19 protein-coding genes are annotated in these 25,961 nt (G+C 67.6%); 17 read left to right on the top strand and 2 right to left on the bottom strand.

All coding sequences use genetic code 11. The features are described from left to right. Positions 1 to 7 precede the first annotated feature (7 nt). The 7 genes from fucP to NX784_RS20670 all read left to right on the top strand — a co-directional run bounded on the left by fucP (position 8) and on the right by NX784_RS20670 (position 6,630). Positions 8 to 1,315: an L-fucose:H+ symporter permease gene (gene fucP / locus NX784_RS20640; protein WP_258818569.1), complete on the top strand. Its 1,308-nt coding sequence runs from the start codon at positions 8 to 10 to the stop codon at positions 1,313 to 1,315. Next, entirely contained in the window at positions 1,308 to 2,072 is a 765-nt protein-coding gene (locus NX784_RS20645; protein WP_258818570.1) for an SDR family NAD(P)-dependent oxidoreductase, read from the top strand. Before fucP ends, NX784_RS20645 begins: the two co-directional genes overlap by 8 nt. Before the next feature lie 7 nt (positions 2,073 to 2,079). Next, positions 2,080 to 3,210 (top strand): FMN-dependent L-lactate dehydrogenase LldD, encoded by a 1,131-nt coding sequence (lldD, locus tag NX784_RS20650; protein ID WP_258818571.1) that lies wholly within the window; start codon positions 2,080 to 2,082, stop codon positions 3,208 to 3,210. Positions 3,211 to 3,415: 205 nt separating this feature from the next. Beyond that, positions 3,416 to 4,426, top strand: a complete 1,011-nt coding sequence (locus NX784_RS20655) for a zinc-binding alcohol dehydrogenase family protein (RefSeq protein ID WP_258818572.1) — start codon at positions 3,416 to 3,418, stop codon at positions 4,424 to 4,426. Positions 4,427 to 4,517: 91 nt separating this feature from the next. Next, on the top strand, positions 4,518 to 5,432 hold the full coding sequence (locus NX784_RS20660; protein WP_258818573.1) for a GntR family transcriptional regulator: 915 nt from the start codon (positions 4,518 to 4,520) through the stop codon (positions 5,430 to 5,432). A 25-nt stretch (positions 5,433 to 5,457) separates the two neighbouring features. After that, a complete protein-coding gene (locus NX784_RS20665; protein WP_258818574.1) occupies positions 5,458 to 6,288 on the top strand; it encodes an amidohydrolase family protein in 831 nt (276 codons plus the stop codon). Between the two features lie 12 nt (positions 6,289 to 6,300). Beyond that, a complete protein-coding gene (locus NX784_RS20670) occupies positions 6,301 to 6,630 on the top strand; it encodes an L-rhamnose mutarotase (protein ID WP_258818575.1) in 330 nt (109 codons plus the stop codon). Between the two features lie 4 nt (positions 6,631 to 6,634). Here the strand turns inward: NX784_RS20670 and pdxR are convergent, their stop codons facing one another. Next, positions 6,635 to 8,050 carry a MocR-like pyridoxine biosynthesis transcription factor PdxR gene (gene pdxR / locus NX784_RS20675; protein ID WP_258818576.1) on the bottom strand — a complete coding sequence of 472 codons (1,416 nt, stop codon included), beginning with the start codon at positions 8,048 to 8,050 and terminating at the stop codon, positions 6,635 to 6,637. Between the two features lie 109 nt (positions 8,051 to 8,159). Between pdxR and NX784_RS20680 the strand changes: the two genes are divergently transcribed. From NX784_RS20680 to NX784_RS20705, 6 genes are all read left to right on the top strand, one after another. Continuing rightward, on the top strand, positions 8,160 to 8,618 hold the full coding sequence (locus tag NX784_RS20680) for a carboxymuconolactone decarboxylase family protein (protein ID WP_258818577.1): 459 nt from the start codon (positions 8,160 to 8,162) through the stop codon (positions 8,616 to 8,618). 10 nt (positions 8,619 to 8,628) lie between these two features. Then, on the top strand, positions 8,629 to 9,048 hold the full coding sequence (locus NX784_RS20685; RefSeq protein WP_258818578.1) for a cupin domain-containing protein: 420 nt from the start codon (positions 8,629 to 8,631) through the stop codon (positions 9,046 to 9,048). Between the two features lie 112 nt (positions 9,049 to 9,160). Further along, complete coding sequence (locus NX784_RS20690; RefSeq protein WP_258818579.1) at positions 9,161 to 10,177, top strand: LacI family DNA-binding transcriptional regulator; 1,017 nt, start codon at positions 9,161 to 9,163, stop codon at positions 10,175 to 10,177. 161 nt (positions 10,178 to 10,338) lie between these two features. After that, positions 10,339 to 12,345: a heparinase II/III domain-containing protein gene (locus NX784_RS20695; protein WP_258818580.1), complete on the top strand. Its 2,007-nt coding sequence runs from the start codon at positions 10,339 to 10,341 to the stop codon at positions 12,343 to 12,345. Between the two features lie 21 nt (positions 12,346 to 12,366). After that, the gene (locus NX784_RS20700; protein WP_258818581.1) at positions 12,367 to 13,542 is read left to right on the top strand and encodes a glycoside hydrolase family 88/105 protein; all 1,176 of its coding nucleotides are present in this window, start codon (positions 12,367 to 12,369) and stop codon (positions 13,540 to 13,542) included. Between the two features lie 149 nt (positions 13,543 to 13,691). Further along, complete coding sequence (locus tag NX784_RS20705) at positions 13,692 to 15,044, top strand: MFS transporter (RefSeq protein ID WP_258818582.1); 1,353 nt, start codon at positions 13,692 to 13,694, stop codon at positions 15,042 to 15,044. Here the strand turns inward: NX784_RS20705 and NX784_RS20710 are convergent. Continuing rightward, positions 14,983 to 16,077 carry a LacI family DNA-binding transcriptional regulator gene (locus NX784_RS20710; protein ID WP_258818583.1) on the bottom strand — a complete coding sequence of 365 codons (1,095 nt, stop codon included), beginning with the start codon at positions 16,075 to 16,077 and terminating at the stop codon, positions 14,983 to 14,985. The two genes, NX784_RS20705 and NX784_RS20710, sit on opposite strands and share 62 nt — an antisense overlap. A gap of 294 nt (positions 16,078 to 16,371) precedes the next feature. On the opposite strand from NX784_RS20710, the gene NX784_RS20715 reads away from it, so the two are divergent. From NX784_RS20715 to NX784_RS20730, 4 genes are all read left to right on the top strand, one after another. After that, positions 16,372 to 19,251: a TonB-dependent receptor gene (locus NX784_RS20715; protein ID WP_258818584.1), complete on the top strand. Its 2,880-nt coding sequence runs from the start codon at positions 16,372 to 16,374 to the stop codon at positions 19,249 to 19,251. A 23-nt stretch (positions 19,252 to 19,274) separates the two neighbouring features. Further along, positions 19,275 to 21,623, top strand: coding sequence for a beta-galactosidase (locus tag NX784_RS20720; protein WP_258818585.1), 2,349 nt, complete (start codon positions 19,275 to 19,277; stop codon positions 21,621 to 21,623). Between the two features lie 10 nt (positions 21,624 to 21,633). Beyond that, complete coding sequence (locus NX784_RS20725; protein WP_258818586.1) at positions 21,634 to 22,896, top strand: DUF2264 domain-containing protein; 1,263 nt, start codon at positions 21,634 to 21,636, stop codon at positions 22,894 to 22,896. A 290-nt stretch (positions 22,897 to 23,186) separates the two neighbouring features. After that, the gene (locus NX784_RS20730; protein ID WP_258818587.1) at positions 23,187 to 25,955 is read left to right on the top strand and encodes a TonB-dependent receptor; all 2,769 of its coding nucleotides are present in this window, start codon (positions 23,187 to 23,189) and stop codon (positions 25,953 to 25,955) included. Positions 25,956 to 25,961: the final 6 nt, after the last annotated feature.

Genomic DNA, 25,961 nt, shown 5'->3' on the forward strand with positions numbered 1-25,961 from the left:
TGCAGACATGAACGATTCATCCTCGCGCCAGTACCGGTTTTCCCTCGTGATGGTCACCTCCCTGTTTTTCATGTGGGGATTCGTCCATAACCTCGATCCGATCCTGATCCCGCACCTGCGGCGGTCGTTCAGCCTGTCGGTGCTGCAGTCGTCGCTGGTGGATTCGGCCGTGTTCATCGCCTACTTCGTGATGGCGCTGCCGGCGGGGATGCTGATCCGCAGGGCGGGCTACCGTGCAGGCATCATCACGGGCCTGATGCTGTTCGCGATCGGCTCGTTCATGTTCGTGCCGGCCGCGAACACGCAGCTGTACGTCGTGTTCCTGGGGGCGCTGTTCACCATCGCCTGCGGCCTGACGATCCTGGAGACGGCGGCGAATCCGTACATGACGTTGCTGGGCAGCCCGGACAAGGCCGCGCAGCGCCTCAACCTGGCCCAGTCGTTCAACGGCCTGGCCACGACGGTGGCGCCGCTCATCGGCGCGCGCCTGATCCTCGTGCATGGCGCGGACGACGCGCAACTGGCCACGATGCCCGAGGCGGCGCGCCACGCGGCGCTCGCGATGGAAGCGGCCAGCGTGAAGGGCCCATATATGGTGCTGGGCCTCGTCATCCTCGCCATGGCCATCGTGTTCTACTTCATCAAGCTGCCGGAAGTCGGCACGCACGCGCAGGGCCACGCCGCGCCGGCCAAGAGCACGATCGGCCAGGCGCTGGGCGTGCCGTCGATCCGCCGCGGCGCCATCGCGCAATTCTTCTACGTCGGCGCGCAGGTGTGCGTGTCCAGCTTCTTCATCCTGTACGCGACGAAGGCGGCCGGCGTGTCGGCCGTGAGGGCTGCCGACTACCTGGGCCTGGGTTATGGCGTGGCGTTCATGGTCGGCCGCTTCGTCGGCACCGCGATGATGCGCATCGTGGCGCCCGCGCGCCTGTTGTGGATGTACGCGCTGGCGTGCATCGTCCTCGCCGCGGTCGCGATGTTCGCGCAGGGCTTTGTCTGCATCGCCGCCGTGATCGGCATCGCGTTCTTCATGTCGATCATGTTCCCCACCATTTTCTCGCTGGGCCTGAACGGCGCCGGCCAGCATGCCGACATGGGCAGTGGCCTCATCATCATGTCGATCGTCGGCGGCGCGCTGCTGCCGCCGCTGTTCGGCTTCATCAGCGACCGCACCGACAACGTGCAGTTCGGCTACGCCGTGCCGCTGGTGTGCTACGTCGTCGTCGCGTGGTTCGCGCGCGCGTCGCTGCGCCAGGACAGCCGCGCCGCCAGCATCGCCGCGCAAACTTCCATGGGAGCCACGAAGCGTGTTTGAATTGAATGACAAGAAAGCCGTCGTCACGGGCGGCGGCAGCGGCATCGGCAAGGCCATCGCCACCTTGTTCGCCGAACGTGGCGCGGTGGTCCACGTCGTCGACCTGAACGAGGCCGCGAGCGCTGGCGTCGTCGAAGAGATCCATGCGCAGGGCGGCCAGGCCATCGGCCATGCGTGCGACGTGTCGCGCCAGGCCGACGTCAAGGCGCTGATGGAACGGGTCGGTCCCATCGACATCCTCGTCAACAATGCCGGCATCGCCCACATCGGCAAGGCCGACGACACGAGCGAGGAAGACTTCGACCGCGTCATGAGCGTCAACGTCAAGGGTGTCTACAACTGCCTGCACGCCGCGATCCCGCAGTTGCGCGCGAACGGTGGCGGCGTCATCGTCAATATGGCGTCCGTCGCCGCGTGGGTGGGCATCAAGGAGCGCTTCGCGTATTCGACGGCGAAAGGCGCCGTGATGGCAATGACCTTGTCGGTCGCGAAGGACTACCTGCAGGACGGCATCCGCTGCAATTCGATCTCGCCGGGCCGCGTGCACACGCCGTTCGTCGACGGTTTCCTCGCGCGGAATTATCCGGGCCGCGAGGCGGAGATGTTCGCCCAGCTGTCGAAGACGCAGCCCATCGGCCGCATGGCGACGCCGGCAGAGGTGGCGGCGCTCGCGCTATACTTGTGCAGCAACGAGGCGGCCTTCATCACGGGTACCGATTATCCGATCGACGGGGGCTTCATCACCCTGAACACGTAAGCCGACCATGATCATTTCTTCCGCAACCGACTACCGCGAAGCCGCGCGGCGCCGGTTGCCGCCGTTCCTGTTCCACTACCTCGATGGCGGCTCGGGCACCGAGACCACCTTGCGCGCCAACGTCGACGACCTGCAAGCCGTCAGCCTGCGCCAGCGCGTGCTGAAGGGTTCCGAGACGCTGGATTTGTCCACCGAGTGGTTCGGCGTGAAGCGCGACCTACCGCTGGCGCTGGCCCCGATCGGCCTGGCCGGCATGTATGCACGCCGCGGCGAAGTGCAGGCAGCGCGTGTGGCGGCCGAGCGCAACATCCCGTTCATCCAGTCGACCGTGTCCGTGTGTCCGCTGGCCGAGGTGGCGGCGCAGTCGTCGCAACCACTGTGGTGCCAGCTGTACGTCCTGAAGGACCGTGGCTTCATGCGCGACTACCTGCGCCGCGCGCGCGAGCTGAACATCGACACGCTCGTGTTCACCGTCGACATGCCGGTGCCGGGCGCCCGCTACCGCGACGCCCATTCAGGCATGAGCGGCCGCAACGGCCCGCTGCGCCGCGTGCTGCAAGCGATGCTGCATCCGCGCTGGGCGCTGGACGTGGGTGTGCTCGGCAAGCCGCACGACCTGGGCAACATCTCGGCCTATCGCGGCAATCCGACGGGCCTCGCCGACTACATCGGCTGGCTAGCCGCCAACTTCGATCCCGGCATCAGCTGGAGCGACCTGCAGTGGATCCGCGACGAGTGGAAAGGCCCGATGGTCATCAAGGGCATCCTCGACGCGGACGACGCGCGCGACGCGAAGGCCTTCGGTGCGGACGGCATCGTCGTGTCGAACCACGGCGGGCGCCAGCTCGACGGCGCGCTGTCGACGGCCAGGGCGCTGCCCGCCATCGCGGAGGCGGTGAAGGGCGACCTGACCATCTTCGCCGACTCCGGCGTGCGCACGGGCCTGGACGTCGTGCGCCTGCTGGCGCTCGGCGCGGACGGCGTGCTGATCGGCCGCGCCTTCATCTACGCGCTCGCGACGCACGGCGCCGCCGGCGTGCGCAACCTGCTCGCCATCCTGGAAAAGGATATCCGCACGAGCATGGTGCTCACGGGCGTGCAGTCCGTGCGCGACATCGGGCCCGCCTGCCTCGCCTGAGCGGCGGCCGCTCAGTAAATTTCATTCACGGCGCTGGCGGTTTGCATAACGCCAGCGACGGCCCCAAATCCCTCGTCGAGCGTATTCATGTTTGCATCGCGGCCAAAAGTGTTTTAAATTTATAGAATACAATGCGCCGCGCGCGGGCTGTCTCTTGCCCGCGGCGGCCGATGACCAACCGAGAAGGCAAACAACAATGAGTCAGATGAAAAGTGTCGTATGCGCGGCCCCCGGCGAACTGCGTCTTGGGCAGGTACCGATCCCCACGGCAGGTGAGGGCGACGTGCTGCTGCGCGTGCGGCGCATCGGCGTGTGCGGCACGGACATGCATATCTTCCGCGGCACCCAGCCGTTCCTGCAATACCCGCGCGTGATGGGGCACGAGCTGTCCGGCGAGATCGTCACGGCGCCGGCCGGATCCGGCCTCGCGGCCGGCGACCAGGTGTTCGTCATGCCATACCTCTCGTGCGGCGAATGCGTCGCGTGCCGCAAGGGCAAGACGAACTGCTGCACGCGCATCCAGGTGCTGGGCGTGCACCGCGACGGCGGCATGGCCGAGTACCTCGCCATTCCGGCGCAGTTCGTCCTGAAGACGGAAGGCATCTCGCTCGACGACGCCGCGATGCTGGAATTCCTCGCGATCGGCATGCACGCGGTGCGCCGCGCGGCCGTCGCGGCGGGGCAGCGCGTGCTCGTCGTCGGTGCGGGTCCGATCGGGGTGGCGGTGGCGCTGTTCGCCAAGTTGCGCGGCGCCGAGGTGACCGTGCTGGATGCGCGCGCCGATCGCCTGGCCTTCTGCAAGGATGCGCTGCAGGTGGCGCACGTGGTGACGGTGGGCGATGGCGACCGCGAGGCGCTGCAGGCCGTCACGGGCGGCGATTTCTTTGACGCCGTGTTCGATGCCACCGGCAACATCAAGGCAATGGAGCGGGGCCTGGACTTCGTCGCGCACGGCGGCACCTACGTGCTCGTGTCGATCGTGCCGGAGCGGATCTCGTTTTCCGACCCCGAGTTCCACAAGCGCGAAACGACGCTGCTGGGCAGCCGCAACGCGACCGTGGAAGACTTCCGCGAGGTGCTGGCGGCGATGAAGGCGGGGCTCGTGCCGACGCGTGCGATGAACACGCACCGCACCACCCTGGACGAATTCGTCGATGTGCTGCCGCAGTGGATGGACCCCGCCAGCGGCGTCATCAAGGCCATCGTCGAGGTTTGAATGGCGCCGCTTGCCGCATTGACTCCCACATCCGTTAGAATGACGGATTGTCGACACGGACTGACCGCGAACGCGGCTGCATCCAGACTACATGGCCAGACCACCCACCATCTTCAAGCGCAGCGCGAACCTGCTGCTGCAGCATATTGCCAGCCACGTGGCGGTCGGCGACGCGTTGCCGACGGAGCAGCACATGGCCGAACTGGGCGAGGGCAGCCGCACGGCCGTGCGCAGTGCGCTGACGCACTTCCACGAACGGGGCCTGATCAGCGACATGAAGGAGCGCAGGCTGCTGCGCAAGCCGGAGCGCGGGGACTACTTCGACCTGGACGAATTGCGGACGGGCGCCGACCGCATCCGCGAAGTGCTGATGGACAGGATTTACCACAGCGACCTGCCGCCCGGCGCCGAGTTCTCGGAAACGGAGCTGGCGCGCGCGGCGGGCACGAGCACCATCAGCGTGCGCGAGTTCCTGATCGGCTTTTCGCATTCGGGCCTGATCGAGAAGAAGCCGCGCGGCGGCTGGCGCCTGTGCGCGTTCGACCGCTCGTTCGCCATGGAACTGGCCGACGTACGGCAGATGTTCGAGTTCGCCGCCATCGACAACTTCGCCGCGCTGCCGGCGGACGATCCGGCGTTCGCGGAGCTGCAGCAGCTCATCGCGCGGCACGAGCGGCTGGGATCCGTGATGCCCACGCACCACAAGGATTTTCCGGCGCTCGACCGCGACTTCCACGCGTTCCTGATGGGACGCCTGCACAACCGCTTCGCGCAGGGCTTCTTCGACCTCGTGTCGCTGGTGTTCCACTACCACTACCAGTGGGACAAGTCGCAGGAAATGGTGCGCAACGAGTACGCGGTGCACGAGCACCTGGACATCCTGCGCGCGCTGGCGCGGCGCGACGTCGCGGGGGCGCGCGAGGCGATGCGCATCCACCTGAATTCCGCGCGCAGCTCGTTGCTGCAGGCGATCCGCGTGCGCGAAATGAAGGCGCATCCGGCCTGACGGCGCAGCCGGCGAAGGGGGGCGCATGATGCTCGTCGACGCCCACCAGCACTTCTGGCGCCTGGCCGACCGCAACGGCGCCTGGCCGCCGCCGGAACTGGCTCCCATCTACCGCGACTTCCTGCCCGCCGACCTGGTGCCGCTGCTCGCGCAGCACGGCGTGGCGAAGACCGTGCTCGTGCAGTCGATGCCCAACGAGGACGACACGCACTTCATGCTCGACCTGGCGCGCCGTCATCCGTTCATCGGCGGCGTCGTCGGCTGGGTCGACATGAAGGCGCCCGACGCGCCCGCGCGCATCGCGGCGTTGGCCGCCGACCCGCTGCTCAAGGGCTTGCGCCCGATGCTGCAGGACTTGCCGGACGACGGCTGGATCGACGACCCCGCGCTGGCACCGGCCGTGCAGGCGATGGTCCATCACGGCCTGTCGTTCGACGCCCTCGTCCTGCCGCGCCACCTGCGCGCGCTGCGTGCGTTCGCCGAACGCCACCCCGACCTCCCGATCGTGATCGACCACGCCGCGAAGCCGTTGATCGCGGCGGGCGTGGCGGACCCGTGGCGCGACGACATGGCGCACCTGGCCGCGCTGCCGCGCGTGCATTGCAAGATGTCGGGTCTCGTCACGGAAGCGGGCGCCGGCTGGGACGTCCCGCGCCTGCGTCCGTACGTCGACCACCTGCTGGCCTGCTTCGGGCCGCAACGCCTCATCTGGGGCAGCGACTGGCCCGTGCTGGACCTCGCGTCCGACTACGCTGCCTGGATCGCCGCCAGCAACGCGCTGCTGGCCGGCCTTGCCGAGGCGGACCGGCACGCCATCTTCGGGCGCAATGCCCGGCGTTTTTATCGTATCGACTGAAGGAGCGAACCTGTGCAAAGAATGGGAATGATGATCGGCATCGTGCCGGAAAAGATCGCGGAATACAAAGCGCTGCACGCAGCCGTCTGGCCGGCGGTGCTCGCGCGGCTCGCGGAAGCGAACGTGCGCAACTACACGATCTTCCTGCGCGAGCCGGAAAACGTGATGTTCGGTTACTGGGAATATCACGGCACGGACTTCGAGGCCGACATGCGCCACATCGCGGCCGATCCGGAAACGCAGCGCTGGTGGACGTTCTGCAGCCCGTGCCAGGCGCCGCTCGCGAGCCGCGCGGAAGGCGAGCACTGGGCGATGATGGAACCCGTCTTCCATATGGACTGACGGTCTAGCCGTTCCCCTCGCGCACCAGCGCCGCCAGCTTGCGGCAATCCGCCGCGAGCTGGCGCCCGTCGGCATTCGTCACGCCCAGCAGCAAGCCGTTCGCGCCGTGCGCATGCACGTACCACGGCGACAGCGGCACGGGCGCCATGCTAGCCCCCAGCGCCCGCGCGGCCACGTCGACGTCGGAGGAGTGTCCGCGCAAGCGGGTCACGACGGCCATTCCGGCCGTCGCCTGCACGTCGAGCGCGTCCGCGGCTTCGTCGTGCAGACAGCGCAGCAGCGCGGCACGTCGCGCCGCATACAACCGTTTCATGCGGCGCAGGTGGCGCAGGTAGTGCCCGTCGCGCAGGAAGCCGGCGACGGCGCGCTGGGCCGTTGCGCCCGGTGCCGGCGCCAGGCACGCGGCGACGTCGCCGACGCGCCGCGCGAGCGCCATCGGCACGACGAGGAAGCCCAGGCGCAGCGCGGGGCTGATCGTCTTGCTGAACGTACCGATGTGCAGCACGCGGCCGCCGTGGTCGAGCGAGGCGAGCGCCGGCGCGGCCCGGCCTTCCAGTTGCAGCTCGCTCAGGTAATCGTCCTCGACGACCCACGCGCCGTGGGCGCCGGCCCAGTCGAGCAGCGCGTGCCGCCGTGCGAGCGACATCGTCATCCCGAGCGGCGCCTGCTGGCCCGGCGTCACGACTGCCAGCGCCGCATCGGGCGCCATGCGGATGCCGGCAGCCACGTCCAGTCCTTCGGCGTCGACGGGGACGGCCGCGACGGTCATGCCGCCCAGCGCCAGCGCCGTGCGGGTCAGCGGGAAGCCGGGATCCTCGAACCACGCGCGCTTGCCGCCGAGTTCCAGTGCGCGCAGCACGAGCCCGAGGGCGCCAGCAAAACCCGCCGTGATGAAGACCTGGGACGCGTGCGCATGGATGCCGCGCGCGATGCCGAGGTAGGCCGCCACTTCGCGCCGCAATTCCGGATCGCCGCGTGGATCGGGGTAGCCGACGGGCGCAGCGGCCGTCTGCCGCGCGGCGCGCGTCATCAACCGCGACCACAGCTTGTAGGGGAATGCATCCTGCGCGGGCACGCCCATCTGGAACGCCAGCGGCTTCGCGCCGAACGCGTGGAACAGTTCGGGCATCGGTGCCGCGTCCGGCGCGAGCGCGAGCGCGGGCGACGCGGCGGGGCGGTCGGCGACGCGCGTGCCGGCGGCGCCGAAGCTTTGTGCGAGTTGCTCGTCGACGAGACGTTCGTAGGCGAGGCGCACGGTGCCGCGCGAGACGCCCAGTTGCGCGGCGAGGTCGCGCCACGACGGCAGCTTCGCATCGGGCGCGATCTGGCCGGACTCGATCGCGGCGCGGATCGCGGCGTAAATTTGCGTCGCGAGCGGTGTCTTCTTGGCCCGGTCGAGGCCGATCGGCAGGGAGGTCATGGCCGATGGTACATTAAAAGTGATCAAACTTGGCCCTGTTTTTTGGTCACCCGGAAGCGCATGATCTTCCTGCGGCATGAGCGATGCCGCTTCAGACAGGAGATCACGAATGACACAGCGTATGGATTACAACGCCGCCACCCCGGCCGGCATGAAGGCACTCGGCGGCGTCTATGGCCACATCCTCAACTGCGGCTTGCCGAAGGTGCTCGTCGACCTCGTGTATCTGCGCGTCTCGCAGATCAACGGCTGCGCGTACTGCATCGACATGCATTCGCGCGACCTGTTGAAGGCAGGCGTCACCGTCGACAAGCTCGTCCTCGTGCCCGCGTGGCGCGAGGCCGGCTCGTTGTTCGACAAGAGCGAGCGTGCGGCGCTTGCCTGGGCCGAGACGGTGACCCGCGTGGCCGACACGGGCGTGCCGGACGCCGAGTACGAGGCGGTCGCCACCGTGTTCGACCAGCAGCAGCTGGCCGACCTGACGATTGCGATCGGCCTGATGAACGCGTACAACCGGATGGCCATCAGCTTCCGCGCGCAGCCAGCCGCCGTGGCCGCGGCGCGTTGAGGAGACGGCGATGAAATCGATGTTGTTCGCCGCTGCCGTCGCGCTGGCCGCTGCCTCCGCGCACGCGCACGAGCCGGAGCAGGGCGCGGGCCAGGAGACGGTGAAGCCGCTGTTCCAACGGGCGCTGCCGAACGTCCCCGGCAAGGCGCTCGTCGCGCTGGAGGTCACGTTCCCGCCGGGCGCCGCCGCGCCGCCGCACACGCATCCGCGCTCCGCGTTCATCTACGCGCAGGTGCTGTCCGGCGAAATCGTCAGTGCCGTCGACGCCGAGCCGCCGCGCGTGTACCGGACGGGCGAGACGTGGTACGAGGCCCCCGGCGCCCGCCACGTCGTGACCCGCAACCCCAGCCCCGACAAGCCTGCCACGTTGCTCGCCGTGTTCGTGCTGGACGAGGGCGAGCAGCGGCTCGTGCTGCCGCAGGACCGGTAAGTCGCCATGGACGCGACCGACATCGCCCGCAGCGCCGGCTGGCCTTGCCTGTTCGACATCAATGAGGTAACGTTGAACCCGTGCGCCCGCGGGGCGGGGGAGCGGAATCGGGATGGGCAAAACCAGTACGTTGACGGAAGTGGCCGAAGAGGCGGGCGTGTCGTTGATCACGGCGTCGCGCGCGCTGCGCGGCGTGGGCCGGGTGGCGAAGGAGACGCGCGAACGCGTCCTCGCGGCGGCCGCGAAGCTGGACTATACGCCGGACATGATCGCGCAGAAGATGCGGGGCGGGAATTCGAGCCTGATCGGCGTCTTCGTCAACGGCTTCCGCTCGCTCGTCATGCACGAGCTCCTGTCCGCCATTAACGACGAAGCCCGGCGCCTCGGCTTCGACCTCATCGTCTTCAACGCCGACCACTTCGACGACGCGCGCCGCGCCGGCACGGCCGAGATGCTGCGCAAGCTGTGCGACGGCCTTCTCCTGATCCTGCCTGATGCGAACGACGGCCTGCTCGTCAAGCTGGAACGGGCGCACGCGCCCTGCGTGCTTGTGAGCTTCGCCGCCCGTTCCATCGACCTGCCCGTCGTCCTCGGCTCCAACCGCCTCGCGGCGAAGAGCGCCGTGGACCATTTGCTGGGACTGGGCCACCGCCGCATCGCGTTCATTGCCGGCACGTCGTTCACGGGCCAGAGCGAGGAGCGCCAGCGCGGCTACGAGGATGCGCTGCGCGCCGCGGGCATCGCCATCGAACCCGCCTACGTGCGCCAGGGCGACTTCAACGACGCCAGCGGCTTCGAGCAGACGCAGGCGCTGTTGAAACTGCCCGCGCCGCCCACCGCCATCTTCGCCGCCAACGACGCGATGGCATTCGGCGCGATGGACGCCATCTCCAGCGCCGGCATGAAGGTGCCGGACGACGTGTCCGTGGTCGGTTTCGACGACGTGATCCGCGCGGCCGTCGTGCACCCCAAGCTGACGACCGTGCGCCAGCCGCTGAACGAGATCGCCGTGCGGGCCGTCGCGGAACTCGTCGACGCGATGCGCAGCGGCCGTGCCGAGGGCTTCCGCATCGAATTGCCGGCGCGTCTCGTCGTGCGCGAGTCCACGGGGCCTGCTCCGGCGGCGTAGCCGGCGGCCGCGGTGCCGCCATGGCATCGTTACCACCTGCAGTCCTCCTCTGCTTCGACCATCTTCTTGATCGAAAAGCTATTGTCATTTGCTGAGTCGAATGGTAACGTTGTCTCACCCGGCAAGAACGCGAAGCCGGACACGACCACCATGGAGACGACATGAACCGAAGGGAGGCGCTGGCCCGCGGCTTCGGCGCGCTGGCCGCACTGGGTGCCCCGCGTCCGGGTACCGCCGTCCCGCTCGCGGCCGCGCCGGATGCGGCGGCCGGTGCGGCACAGCCGGCGCGCGTGCCCAAGCGCTACCTGCGCACCGTCGTCGACGAAGCCCTGCTCAGGCGCCACCTGCTGCCGGCATCCGCCTGGCGTCCGTATCCGCAGGCGGATGACCGCACCGCGTGGGCGCAGGTGCCGGCCGACGTGGCCGCGGCGCTGATCGCCCGGGCCGACGCGTGGCTGGGCACGGAATGGCCCCAGCTGTCCGCGAGCCTGTTCCTGGAGTTTGCGGAAAACGGCAATCGCACGCATTACGAACAGCGCTACTTCGACAGGCGCAGCCGCCTGGCCGGCCTCGTGCTGGCCGAATGCGTGCAAGGGCAGGGCCGCTATCTGCACGCGATCGCGGACGGCGCTTGGTCCGTGTGCGAGGAAACGTTCTGGGGCCTGCCGGCCCACAGCGGCATGCAGAAGCGCGGCGCCGGACTGCCCGACGCGGCGGAACCCGTCATCGACCTGTTCGCGGCGGAGACGGGCGTGACGCTGGCTTACGTCCACTATCTCGTGGGCACGCAGCTCCGAGCCGTGTCGCCGTTGCTGCCCCTGCGCATCGCGGCGGAAGTGCAGCGCCGCCTCCTCGATCCGGGCTGGCAGCGCGACGACTTCAAGTGGATGGGACTGGAGGACCGCAAGGAACCGCTGAACAACTGGACGTCGTGGATCGCGTCCAGCTGGCTGGAGGCGAACCTGCTGCTGGAGCCGGACCCGGAACGCCGCATCGGCGCCACGTTGAAGATCTGCGGCTGCCTCGATCGCTTCCTGGAAGATTATTCGGACGACGGCGCGTGCGAGGAGGGGCCCAGCTACTGGACGATGTCCGCCGGGCCCTACCTCGATTGCCTGATGGCGCTCGACTCGGCGCTGGCGGGCGCCGTGCGTCTCACCAGCGATCCGTTCGTGCGGCGCATGGGCCATTACGTGCTGGACGTGCACGTGGCGGGCGACTGGTTCGTGAACTACGGCGACGCGCACGCGCAGGTCCATCACTCGCCGGCGCTGCTGCACCGCTTCGGCCGCGCCACCGGCGATGCCGGCCTGGCCGCGTTCGGCGCGTTCCGTGCGGGCGCGCGAGGCATCACGTTGTCCGACCAGGGCCGGCTCGCCCGCGACCTGGCCGACGTGATGGAAGTCGCGCGGATGCGGTCGACGCCAGGCCGCGACGCGTTGCCGCGCGCGGCGTGGTATCCGGCCCTCGGCCTGATGACGGCGCGGGCGAAGGACGGATCGGCGCTGGGCTTCTTCCTCGCCGCGCAGGCCGCGTCGAACGCGCGCAGCCACGGGCACCACGATTCCGGCAGCTTCATCGTCTTCCACGATGGGTTGCCCGTGTTCGTCGATCCGGGTGTCGAAGCGTATACGGCGAAGACGTTCGGCAAGGACCGCTACACGATCTGGACCATGCAGTCCGCGTTTCACAACCTGCCGCTCGTGGACGGGCAGATGGAGCGTGGGCGCGATGCGCACGACCGGGCGAGCCGGGTGCGCGTCGACGACGACACCGCGCACACCGGCATGACGATGGAACTGGCCACGGCGTTCGGTCCCGAGGCAGGGATCCGGACGTGGACGCGCGCCGTCGCGCTTGACCGAGGAGCCGGCACGATCAGCCTGCGCGAGACGTTCGCGCTGACCAGGCCCGCGCCGGTGACACTCGTCTTCATGACGCCGCGCCGGCCCGAGCCCGCGCAGGACGGCATGCTCGCGCTGCCGGTGGCCGGCGGCCGCACGGTGAACCTGCGCTTCGACGCGGGCGTGCTGCGCGCGGACGTCGAGCGTATCGACCTCGCCGACCCTGGCCTGCGGCGCGAATGGGGTGAGGCGTTGTATCGCATCCGGCTCGCGTCGACGCAGCCGCTCGCCGCAGGCGACCTGGCCGTCGCGCTGGCGGCATGAACCGAAACCTGAAGGAGTCAAATGAACAAGCGAGTGATGGCGGGCGTGCTGGCGGGTGGGTTGCTGCTGCTGGGTGGCTGCGCCGACCTGGGGAGCCACGCATCCGTGCCGGCGCAGGAGCAGGCCGCGACGGTGCCGTCGCGGGCCGAGGCGCTGGCCGTCATCGACAAGGTGAACGGCCATTGGCAGCGCACGACGCCGGCGACGGAGTGGGCGTTCTGGAACGTGGCCGTCTACCACACGGGGAATATCGCCGCGTACGAGGTCACGGGCAACGAGGCGTACCGCCAGTATTCCGAACGGTGGGCCGAGTACAACGGCTGGCGCGGCGCGAAGTCCGACAACAAGACCGAGTGGAAGCTCACGTACGGCGAGACGGACGATCACGTGCTGTTCGGCGACTGGCAGGTCTGCTTCCAGACGTACCTCGACCTGTACCGCCTTGGCCCGCAGGACCCGCGCCGCGTGGCGCGCGCGCGCGAGGTGATGGGCTACGAGATCGGCACGGAGCGCGTCGATTACTGGTGGTGGGCGGACGGCCTGTACATGGTCATGCCCGTGATGACGAAGATGTACCGGTTGACGGGCGACCGGCGCTACCTGGACAAGATGGTCGACTATTTCCAGTATTCGAACGGCTTGATGTACGACGCCGACGCGCACCTGTACTACCGCGATGCACGCTACGTCTACCCGCAGCACAAGAGCGTCAACGGCAAGAAGGATTTTTGGGCGCGGGGCGACGGCTGGGTGTTCGCCGCGCTCGCGAAGGTGCTGGCGGACCTGCCGCGCGACGATCCGTACCGCGCGCTGTTCGAGGATCGCTTCCGCGAGATGGCGCAGACGCTGCGGTCGATCCAGGCCCCGGACGGATATTGGACGCGCAGCCTGATCGACCCGGCCCACTCGCCCGGTCCGGAGACGAGCGGCACCGCGTTCTTCACCTACGGCATGCTGTGGGGTATCAACAACGGTGTGCTCGACCGTACAGACTACCTGCCGACGGCGCTGAAGGGCTGGCATTACCTGACGCACGTCGCGATCCAGCCGGACGGCAAGGTCGGCTATGTGCAGCCCATCGGCGACCGCGCGGTTCCCGGCCAGGTCGTCGACCGCGATTCGACGGCGCATTTCGGCGTGGGCGCCGTGCTGCTGGCGGCGGCGGAAATGGCGCGCCTGGGCGCCGCCGGCCACTGATTCTCTCCTTCGGGGGCCTTCGGGCCCGCGTTCGGCCTGCCGAGGACGGCAGGTCTTTTTTTTGCCTGCTCGGCACCGATGCCGAAAAAAGCTTGCAGTTTCTTCAAGCTGAGGCGATGCTTTAGCTCTTGTTAGTGGGAAACGCGTCCATGTTGGAAGACAAAAGCGCCTACGCCGCCGGCACGCTGCGCTACACGGCGGCGGGGCTGGGCATTGTCCTGTTCTGGCTGTTGTTCGGCGAGTTCGCCATCGCCCTGCGCGACCGCTCGGCCATCCCGGGCGTCATGGAATTGCTGCGTCAGCACCACGCCAGCGATACGATGATCGCCGTGCTCGTCTCGGCGCTGCCGGCGCTGCTGGGCAGCGTGCTCGTGCCCATCGTCGGCTTCCGCTCCGACCGCTTCCGCAGCCGCTGGGGACGCCGCTTGCCGTTCCTCGTCGGCGTCACGCCCGTCGCCGCGCTCGTCTTCGTCGCACTCGGCAACTGCACGGCCATCGGCCGCGGCACCGATGCGTTGCTGGGTGCCGCGTCGCCCGGCGTCGATGCCTGCGTGCTGGCGTGGTTCTGCGTGCTGTGGACCGTGTTCGAGGGCCTCGCGCTCGTCACCCTGGCGCTGTACGCGGGCCTCGTGAACGACATCGTGCCCCGTCCCATCCTCGGTCGCTTCTACGCGGGATTCCGCATCGTCAGCCTCGGCGCGGGCATCCTGTTCAATCTGTGGATCTTCCGCCTCACCGAACACCACCTGCGCGAGGTCTTCCTCGGCATCGGCCTGTTCTTCGGCATCGCGTGCGTGCTGATGTGCGTGCGGCTGAAGGAAGGCGAGTACGGGCCGCCGGCCACCGTCGATGCCCAGGCCGGGCAGGGCGCCGTCACGTGGCGGGCGATGGGCCGCGCGTATTGGCGCGAATGCTTCGCCGACCGCTATTTCCTGCTCGTGTTCCTCGCGCTGACGGCGTCCGAGCTCACGTTCATGCCCTTCAACACGTTCTCGCAGCTGTACGCGGACTCGATCGGCATGGACAAGGGCCAGCTGGGGCGCCTGCTCGCCACGTCGTACGCGCTGTCGATCGGGCTGTCGTCCGTCGTCGGGTGGATGGTCGATCGCTACGGCGCCGCCGCCGTCACGGTGTGCACGATGGGGTTGTACCTGTGCGTGGCATGCGGCGGCTTCCTCGCCGTGCACGACCTGCAGAGCTTCGCCGTCGTCTACGTGCTGCACGCCGTCGTGTCGGGCACGTACTACACGGCGTCCGCGTCGTTGCCGATGGTGCTGTTCCCGCGTGCGCGCTTCCTGCAGTTCGACGCCGCGAAGCGCGTCATCTTCTCCACGTCCAACATCGCGCTGAGCTTCCTGCTGGGACCCTTGCTCGACGCGTCGGGCCACGTCTACGGCTTGACCATGCTGTTCGGCGCGCTGCTGGCGGGCGCCAGCGTCGTCACGTTCCGCGCGCTGGCGCGCGTCGCGCGCGGGCGGGTCGGCGCGACGTCGTCGGCGTGAGGTTCTCCGCATCGGCGTCAAGCTGGCGCGCCGGCCCCGTCGACCCGCGCACGACGAGCTTCGCGGGAAAGGCGATCCGCGCGGCGGCCGTGGACTGGCCGTCGATCATGCCGACCACCTCGCGCACGGCGTAGGCGGCGATGGCATCGAACGGCTGGTGCATCGTCGTCAGCTTGGGGAAGACGCAGCTCGCGGTCGGGATGTCGTCGAAGCCGATCACGGAGATGTCGTCCGGGACCGTCAAGCCGCGGCTGTTGATGGCGTCGATGGCGCCGAACGCCATCTCGTCGTTCGCGGCGAAGATCGCCGTCGGCGGGACGCTCGCGCCGAGCAGTCGTTCCGTGGCCGCGTAGCCGCCCGCCTGGACGAAGGCGCCGTTGACGACGAGCGCGGGATCGGGCGCGATGCCGGCCGCCAGCAGCGCGTCGACGTAGCCGCGCTCGCGCTCCGCGCTCTGGCCCGTGCCCGGATTGCCGGCGATGTAGGCGATGCGGCGGTGGCCCAGCGCCAGCAGGTGTTCGACGGCCGCGCGCGCGCCCAGGCGGTTTTCCGCCGCCACGACGGGCACGGCGACGGGGCGGGCGTCGAAGCAGATCACGACGCTGGCCAGTTGCTGGCGTTCGAGGGCGTCCAGAAAGCCATCGTCGGCGCTGGGCATCACGAGCAGCAGGCCGTCGCACAGCTTGCCCAACAGGTCGCACGTGGCCATGCGGTCGGGGCTGTCGAAGCGCTCGGCGTTGAACAGCAGCAGGTCATAGCCCGTGGCGCGCGCATGCGTGCTGAGGGCGCGGATGATCTCGTGCAGCACGACGGGACCGTAGTGGTTGACGAAGACGCCGAGCAGCCGGCTGCGGTCGCCCCGCATGCGCCGCGCCAGCGGGTCGGGCGTGTAGTGCAGTTGCGCGGCGGCGGCCATGATGCGTTCGCGCGCCTCCGCCGACACGTAGCCCGTGCCGCGGATGGCGCGCGACGCCGTGATCGGCGCGACGCCCGCGAGCCGGGCGACCTCACTGAGTTTGCTGACTTTGCGCATGGGCATCCGAAAAACACGAAGTGTGACGGATTAATGAGACAACGTACATCACAAATTTCGTCAAAGGTATGACTGTTTGGCATGGGTGTCGTGGCCGTGCGACACAAAATTTGCTGAAACCGCAGGGGACTCTTTTTAAAAACAAGGGGTTACGCAGATTTTTTCTCGCGTCGTGCACTATTGCTATCTAATAATCGGCTGTGGTAACGTGACCATCGGCCGGCGTAAAGACTACTGCGACACAGCGACAGACCGGCATCAGGGTTCCGATAACGACACAAGAATGGAGACAAGATGAACAAGAAGTTGCTCGCCACGCTGCTGCCGGTGGCGTTGGCCGCCGCCTATGGACACCCGGCGCTGGCCCAGGACACGACGGCGCCATCGGCGCCGACCGCCCCGCCGGCCGCCGAGCCGTCACTGCCCGCGCAGGATGCCCCGGCCACGACGACGGTCGTCGTGACGGGCTTCCGTTCCAGCCTGCAGAAGGCGCTGAACCTGAAGCAGCAGGCCGTCGGCGTGCGCGACTCCATCGTGGCGGAGGACATCGGCAAATTCCCCGAGGCGAACGTGGCGGAGTCGCTGCAGCGCGTGCCGGGCGTGATCCTGAACCGCGACGAGAGCTCGGCGGAAGGCCAGCGCATCTCGATCCGCGGCCTGCCGACCGAGTACACGGTGACGACGCTGAACGGCGCGCCCGTCAATACGACGTCCACCAGCACCATCGGCAGCGCGGCGCGCGGCTTCAACTACGACGTGTTCGCGTCCGAACTGTTCGGCCGCGTCGACTTCTACAAGACCCCGCTGGCCGAACTGCCGGAAGGCGGCATGGGCGGCGTCGTCGACCTGCAGACGCCGCGCCCGTTCGACAATCCAAAGCGCGCGGTGCGCTACGGCGTGTCGGCCGCGTACAACACGATGTCGGAGAAGACCGATCCGAACCTGTTCGCGCTGTATTCGAACACGTGGGGCAACTGGGGCTTCCTCGCCGGCGCGTCGCATTCGAAGGCCGTCAACAACCGCTCCGGCTTCGAGGCGACGGGTGGCTACAACAGTTCGCGCCGCGGCAGCGCGTCGCCCGTGCTGGGCAACTTCGCGCTGCAGCTCGATTACGACGACCCGCGCGCGAACCTGTCCGGCTATACGCGCGACCAGGTCGACAACGCGCTGCTGCCCCGCATCTACCGCTTCTACGGCTCGCAGAACCGGCGCACGCGCGACGGCCTCGTGACGTCGCTGCAGTTCAAGGAAGGCGGCCTGAATATCAGCCTGGACGGCCTCGCGTCGCAACTGCAGAACAGCCGCGACGAGCTGTACTACGGCATCCTGATCCGCAACAGCAAGACGACGAACCGCAGCGCGCCCGCCGGCCAGGCCGGCCACAACGGCCTCGTGCCGCTGGACGTCCACATCGATCCCGCATCGAACCTCCTCACGGGCACCTTCGGCAATACGTCGTACAGCAGCGGCGTCACCTACGGCGAGGACAAGACGAAGTTCGGCTACCTCGCGCTGAACGGCCGCTGGGAAGTCAAGAAAGGCACCGTGCTCACCGGCCAGCTGTCGGCGAACAACAGCGATGCGAAGAGCTACCAGGACACGCTGTCGGGCCAGGTCTTCGGCGTCGATTCCACGATCGACTACGGCGCAGACCACGTGTACCCGTCGCTGTCGTCGCCCGTCGACTTCACGAATCCCGCGAACTTCACGGGCTTCGACATCAATACGGGCTGGACGCGCGAGACGGACAAGGGCCGCCAGGCGCGCCTGGTGCTGGACCAGGACTACGACCTGTGGGGCGACTGGACCGGTCACTTCAAGGGTGGCCTCGTGTACGTCGACACGACGAAGACCGTCGAGAAGCGCAACGGCACGGCCGGCATGGTCGCGAAGCTGAAGGGATTCGGCGATGCGGGCCTGCGCAGCAATATGGTGTCGAACCTGCCCATTTCGAACCTGGACATGGGCGACGGCTGGCCGCACCAGTTCGGCACGTTCACGCGCAGCTACACCTATTCGACGTACGACCCGCTGGCCTTCAACACGCCGGACGCGTTCACGCCGGCACAGAGCTTCGGCGCCGAAGAGAAGGTCACGACGGGCTTCGTGCAATCCGACTTCAAGGGTGAGGTGCTGTCGCGCGAACTGCGCATCAATGCGGGCGTGCGCTGGGCGCAGACGAAGCTCGGTATCGACAACTACAAGAAGTCGGGCGCGGGCAATACCTATTTGCCGAACCAGGAACACGGCAAGTACACGAACGTGCTGCCGGCCGTCAGCGCCGCCTACGACGTCGCGGAAGACCTGATCTGGCGCGCGTCGTACGGCAAGACGATCAGCCGCGCGTCGCTGTCGATCATCGCCGCGCAGACCGTCATCCCGAACCCCTTCGACAACACGGCCACCGCGGGCAACCCGAACCTGAAGCCCCAGCAGTCGAAGAACCTCGACACGAGCCTCGAATGGTACTTCAAGCCGGGCAGCCTGCTGTCGGCCGCGTACTTCAAGAAGGAGCTCACGGACGCCACCGTCTCGAGCACGACGCAGACGACGTTCGGCGCGCTGGGCCTGCCCGACACGGCGCTGGGCGCGATCTTCCACGACGCGAATGGCAAGGTCGACCCGAACCTGCCGATGACCCTGCGCACCTACGGCAACGCGGGCCAGCAGACGCTGAAGGGCTATGAACTGGCGTACCAGCAGGACTTCAACTTCCTGCCCGATCCGTTCAAGGGCCTGGGCGCGCTGGCGAGCTACACCCACATCGATCCGTTCAACAGCCAGAAGTGGATCACGACGGCGGGCAAGGAAATCGCCGTCAACTCGGTGCCGAAGTACGCGTACAGCTTCACCACGTATTACGAGAACGGCCCGCTCGCGATGCGCCTTTCGTACAACTACAAGGGCCGTTTCCTGCATCCGGATAATCCGAAGAACAACGGCGACGACCTGATTCGCTGGCGCGCCGCCCGCGGTTACCTGGACGGCACCATCAGCTACAAGCTGACGGAAAACCTGGAACTGCGCCTCGACGCGCTGAACCTGACCAACACGCTGTCGTACGATTACTTCGAGGATGCGACGGGCCAGTACGGCGACGGCCATCGCACCCGCATGGACTATGCGAAGTATGATGGCCGTACCATCAAGTTCGGCCTGCGCGGCAAGCTCTGACCTTTCAACCTGACGACGACCACATGACCATCAGTTTCCCACGCCGGCGCCTGCTGCAAGGCGGCGCCGCTGCAGCCCTCCTGCCATTGACCGCCACCGTGCACGGCGCGGCGTCGCACCGCTTCGCGATCGACGAACACGACTTCCTGCTGGACGGGAAACCCCTGCAGATCCGCTGCGGCGAGATGCACTTCGCCCGTGTGCCCCGCGAGTACTGGACGCATCGCCTCAAGACCATCAAGGCGATGGGCCTGAATGCCGTCTGCGCCTACCTGTTCTGGAACTACCACGAATGGCGCGAAGGCCGCTACGACTGGGCCGCCCAGCGCGACGCGGCGGAATTCTGCCGGCTCGCGCAGCAGGAAGGCTTGTGGGTGATCCTGCGTCCCGGCCCGTACGCCTGCGCGGAATGGGAGATGGGCGGCCTGCCGTGGTGGTTGCTGAAGCATGACGGCGACGCGTTCCTGCGCACGCGCGACGAGGCGTATCTCGCGCCGGCGCGGCGCTGGCTGAAGGAAGTGGGGCGCGTGCTGGGCCCGCAGCAGATCACGCGCGGCGGCAACATCCTGATGGTGCAGGTCGAGAACGAATACGGCTTCTTCGGCGACGACGTCGGGTATCTGCGCGTGCTGCGCCAGGCCTTGCTGGACGCGGGCTTCGACGTCCCGCTGTTCCAGTGCAATCCGACGAACGCCGTCGCCCGCACGGCCATCCCCGAGCTGTTCAACGTGGCAAACTTCGGCAGCGACCCGGCGGCCGGCTTCAAGGCGCTGGACGCCGTGCAGAAGGGGCCCCGGATGTGCGGCGAATACTATTCCGGCTGGTTCGACACGTGGGGCGCACCGCACCGCCGCGGCGGCGTCGAAGGCGCGACGGCCGACATCGCCGCGATGCTGAAGGCGAACGGCTCGTTCAGCCTGTACATGGCGCACGGCGGCACGACGTTCGGCCTGTGGGGCGGCTGCGACCGTCCGTTCCGGCCCGACACGACGAGCTATGACTACGATGCGCCGATCGGCGAGGCAGGCTGGATCGGCGAGAAATTCGACGCCTACCGCGCCGCCATCACGCCGTTCCTGGCGCCCGGTGAAAAACTGCCCGAGCCGCCGCCGCGCATGGCCGTGATGACGATCGTGCCGTTCGCGCTGGCGGAATCCGTGCCCGTGACGGCCGCGCTGCCGGCGCGCGTCATCAAGGACAAGTCGCCCCGGCCCATCGAGCAATACGACATCAGCCGCGGCCTGGTCGCATATCGCGTCACGTTGCCGGCCGGCCCCGCCGGCGTCGTCGAAGTGGCGCGCGCGCGCGACCTCGCGTGGGTGCGCCTGGACGGCAAGCCGATCGGCACGCTGGACACGCGCTACCGCCGCTACAAGGTGGACGTGCCCGCGCGCGCCAAGCCGGCCGTGCTCGAGATCCTGCTGTACACGATCGCGCGCGTGAACTTCGGACCCGAGGTCCACGACCGCAAGGGCATCCACGGGCCCGTCACGTTCACGCCGAAAGGCGGTGCCGCGCAGCCGCTGGAACAGTGGGAAATCCGCGCCATCGACTTCGACGCCGACGGCGTGCTGCCGCCGCTCGCGTTCAAGCGTGGGCGCGGCAAGGGCGCCGCGTTCTACCGCGGTGGCTTCGACACGGCCCGCACGGACGACACGTTCCTCGACATGTCGGCTTGGGGGCAGGGCGTCGTCTGGGTCAACGGCCGCTGCCTCGGGCGTTTCTGGAGCATCGGCCCCACGCAGACGATGTATCTGCCGGGCCCGTGGATCAGGAAGGGCCGCAACGAGGTCGTCGTGCTGGACCTGACGGGGCCGCGCGGCCAGGACGTGCCGAAGATCGCGGGCCTCGCCACGCCGATCCTCGACCAGCTGCACCGCGAGCGCGACTTCCCCCGTCCTCCGAGCACGGCGCGTGTGCAACTGGATGGCGTGAAGCCGGCGCACGAAGGCGAATTCGCGCCGGGCTCGCAGACGCAGGACGTGCGCTTCGCGGCGCCGCACAAGGGCCGCCAGTTCTGCCTGGAGGCGCTGGACGCGTTCGACGGCAAGCCGTATGCGGCCATCGCGGAACTGTCGCTGCTCGACAAGGACGGCAAGACGCTGGACCAGTCCAACTGGACCATCGCCTACGTCGACAGCGAGGAAGCGACGAAGGAAGACGGCGGCGCGCTGAACGCCATCAATGGGCAGAACAGCGATTACTGGATCACGGCGGAAAAGGGCACGTATCCACACCGCCTCGTGATCGACCTGGGCCGCACGATGGACGTGGCGGGCCTGCGCTACGTGCCGCGCCAGGGCCCGGACGGCGTGACGGGACGCATCCGCCATTTCCGCGCGTACGTGGGCGACGCGCTGGTGGTCGAGTGACGAGGGCCGCATGAAACGACGACACTTCATGGGCGCCGTCGCGGCGGCCGGCACCATCGCCGGCCGTGGCGTGGCCGCCGCGCCCGCGCCCGCGCTCGCCCCCGCACGCGCGGGCGGGGAGCGCGCCTGGATGCTGGGCCTCTTGCAAAAGATGGCGGAACCCGTGCTGACGGCGATGGCGCGCGGCGAGCTGAAAAAACGCTTTGCGCTGGAGCTCAGCCCCACGTGGGACGGGCGCAGCAAGGATGTCGCCTACCTGGAATGCTTCGGCCGCCTGATGTCCGGCATTGCGCCGTGGCTCGCGCTGCCGGACGATGCGACGCCGGAAGGGCGCTTGCGCGCGCGCCTGCGCCAGCTGGCACTGCAAAGCTATGCGCACGCCGTCGATCCGGCGAGCCCGGACTACCTGGGCTGGCGCGCGGGCGGCCAGGCCCTCGTCGATTCGTCGTACTTCACGAACGCCCTGATCCGCGCGCCGCATGCCCTGTGGGACCCGTTGGACGCGGCGACGAAGAAGCGCATCGTCGCCGAGATCCGTGGGCTGCGCCGCATCGAGCCGCCGTACATCAACTGGATGCTGTTCGCCGCGATGAACGAGGCGTTCCTGCTGTCGGTCGGGGAAGACGCCGACCCGATGCGGACCAACGTCGCGATCCGCAAGGTGAACGAGTGGTATGTGGGTGACGGCTGGATCAAGGACGGCGAGACCTTCCATTTCGATTACTACAATTCGTACGTGATGTACCCGATGCTGCTCGAGATCCTCGAGGTGCTGGAGAAGCATGACGCGCCGTTCTGGAACGGCAAGCCGGCCGACCTGCGCACGCAGGCGTTGAAACGCATGCAGCGCTACTGCGAACACCTGGAGCGCTTCGTGTCGCCGACGGGCACGTACCCGCCGATCGGAAGGTCGCTCACATACCGCACGGCCGTGTTCCAGCCGCTCGCGCTGCTGGCGTGGCGCAAGCAACTGCCGGCCAGCCTGCCCGAGGGCCAGGTGCGCGCCGCGCTGCAGGCCGTACACGAAGCCGTGTGGTCGGACCCGACGAACTTCACGCCGGACGGCTGGCTGACCCTCGGTTTCGTCGGCCATCATCCGGAACTGGCCGACATTTATTCGAACAACGGGAGCATGTACATCGCGTCGGAAAGCCTGTTGGCGCTGGGCCTGCCGCCCGGCGACACCTACTGGACCAGCCCCGCGCTGGACTGGACCCAGAAGAGGGCCTTCGCGGGACGTCCGTTCCCGAAGGATTACGCCGTCGGCTACTGAGCCGCGGCATGCGGTGCGGATCGTCCTATATGTTTATGGCATGCCAGACAGTAAAGAAGCCATAGTGGTAACGTTCGCACCTCTACGTAAAATGGTTTTGTACGGATGTCTAGACATGGACGACATCGTACTTCCGCGACGACCGTCGCACCGCACCGTGTCCTGACCAGGAACGGCGACGACGCAGAACGTCCCCGTTTTGCGTTGTTATGCGACAACGTTACCGCCGCAGCGCGCGGGCGCCGGTCGATCGACAAGCAAGCAGTCAAAAACGGAGATTGGGAGACAAGATGGACAACAAACGGATTTGCAAGACCCTGCTGGCGACGCTGGTCGCCGAATTGTGCGTGACGGCGTATGCCGGCGCGCAGACCACGAACGAACAACCGCCGAGTGGCGACGTGCAGCAGGTCGTCGTCAGCGGCATTCGCGCGTCGCTGCAGTCGTCGCTGACGACGAAGCGGCTGCAGGACGGCATCGTCGATGCCGTGTCGGCCGAGGATGCCGGCAAGTTCCCGGACACGAACATCGCGGAGTCGCTGCAGCGCGTGACGGGCGTGCAAATCCAGCGCAACAACGGCGAGGGCCGTTTCATCTCGGTGCGCGGCCTGGGGCCGGAATTCAACAACGTGCTGCTCAACGGCCGCACGATCACGAGTGACACGGGCGGACGCGAATTCTCGTTCGACGTGCTGTCGTCCGACCTGATCTCGAAAGCCATCGTGTACAAGACGTCGCAGGCGTTCCTGCCGGAGGGCGGCATCGGTTCGACGGTCGACATCCAGACGACGCGCCCGCTGTCCGGCAAGGCGGGCCAGTCGACCGTCGTCAACGTGTCGGATTCGTGGGACTCGAATTCGCGCAAGAACACGCCGAACCTGAGCGCCCTGTACTCGTACGCGAACGCGGAAAAGAATTTCGGCGTGGCCGGCTCGCTGTCGTACACGGACCGCAAATCGCGCCAATACAAGGCGCTGAACGACGCGTGGAACCTGCTGGACGTGAAGACGATCAACGGCAACCTGCAGTCGACGGGCCTGACGGCGGCCGACGTCACGACGCGCAAACTCCTGATGCCGCAGAGCTACGGCTTCCAGAACGAGGACGAGAGCCGCAAGCGCCTCGTCGCCAGCACGACGGTGCAGTACAACCCGTCGTCGACGTGGAAGCTGTCGGCCGACGCCCTGTATTCGCGCCTGAACCAGCGCAACAAGGTCATCGCCATCAGCGACTGGATGAATCCCACGCAGCTGAACGTGAAGTATGACGCGAACGGCCAGGTGACGGGCTTCGACCGTCCGGGCTCGACCTTCGTCGCCAACAATCCGGGACTGGCCGCGGCCGGCATCCTGACGGACGCCAATTCGAACGACATGATCGTCAAGGGCGGCGACCGCCTGTCGACGACGCTGGCCTACGGCGTGAATTCGAAGTGGGCCCTCACGCCGGACTGGAAGCTGGAAGCGGACCTGGCGACGTCGCGCACGGCGATCGGCTATCCCGACCTGTGGATCGTGGCCGGCATGGTGCCGAAGAACGGCGACGTGCTGACCTTCGGCTCGACGCCGACCGTGTCCTTCGGCGACGGCATCGCGGACCCGAGTGCCGTGCGCGCGCACGCCGTCGGCAACAACATCGACACCAACCACGACAACCTGCACGAAGGCCGCCTGAACGCGGCCTGGAGCACGGACATGGGCTGGTTCAAGGGCCTGCAGATGGGTACCGCGTACTCGCAGCGCAAGGTCGAGCACATTTCTTGGAGCGCCGATTCGTGGAACGCCTACTCCGGTTACCACCTGTCGCTGCCGTCGTCGCTGTTCACCGTGACGCCGCTGGGTAATCCGTTCGGTGGCGGCGGTGGCGTGCCGGCGAACTTCCTCAGCTTCGACCCGTATGCCTACATGGCGTACCTGAACCAGCCGTCCGTGATTCCGCAGTCGAACGATCCGGCCCATTACGCGGACAAGTCGGTCTTCCCGAACGGTCCGATGGCGATCGACTACACGAAGCCGTCGCTGTGGGCCGTGCGCGAAAAGGTGGCCAATGCCTTCGTCCAGTCGAAATGGGAAGGCGACAGCTGGTCCGGCGACCTGGGCCTGCGCTACATGCACGTGAAGTCGGAGTCGTCGGGCACGAGCCGTATCCTGCTGTCGGCCACGCAGAGCCCGAACGACACGACGTACATCCAGAACTGGGGCCCGATGCAGACGAACACGGTCGGCAACAGCTACAACGCGTGGCTGCCGTCCGCCAACCTGAAGTTCGACCTGACGTCCGACATGCTGCTGCGCTTCGGCGCGTCGAAGACGCTGACCCGACCCACGTTGAACCAGATGGGCGTGTCCAACTGGTACGGCGGCCGCACCGGCTATGTGACGAGCGGCGGCGGCAACCCGTACCTGAAGCCGATGCGCTCGAATAACTTCGACGTGTCGTACGAATGGTATCTGTCGAAGACGAACTACGTCAGCGCCGCGCTGTTCATGAAGAAGGTGTCGGACTTCCTGGAGACGTCGCTGCAGGACACGAAGGTGCCGCAGTATCCGAACGAGACCGTGCACGACACCCGCATCCGCAACGGCCAGACGGGCACGATCAAGGGCGCGGAACTGGCCGGCCAGTATGCGTTCGACAATATCAGCCCGCTGCTGCAGGGCTTCGGCGTGACGGCGAACTACACGTACGTGGATGCGGAAGCGAACCGCGATTCGTCCGAGGGGCCGGTGTCCTGCGGTTATCCGGGCCTGTCGCGCCAGTCGTATAACGCGTCGCTGTTCTTCGAGAACAGCAAGTTCCAGGCACGGGCCAGCTACAACTGGCGCAATCACTTCTCCATCGATTGCGGCGGCGGCAGCACGTTGCCGCGCAACCGCGCGGCCTACGGCCAGACGGATGCGAGCCTGCGCTACAACCTGACGGAGACGGTGTCGCTGTACCTGGACGCCATCAACCTGACGAACGCGAAGGTGCACGAGTACGCCAACAACGACAGCCAGTTCCTGACGTTGGAAAACGACGGCCGCCGCATCAACCTCGGCCTGCGGATGACGTTCTGACGCGTT

This window comes from Massilia pinisoli, assembly GCF_024753285.1.
Taxonomy (GTDB): domain Bacteria; phylum Pseudomonadota; class Gammaproteobacteria; order Burkholderiales; family Burkholderiaceae_D; genus Telluria; species Telluria pinisoli.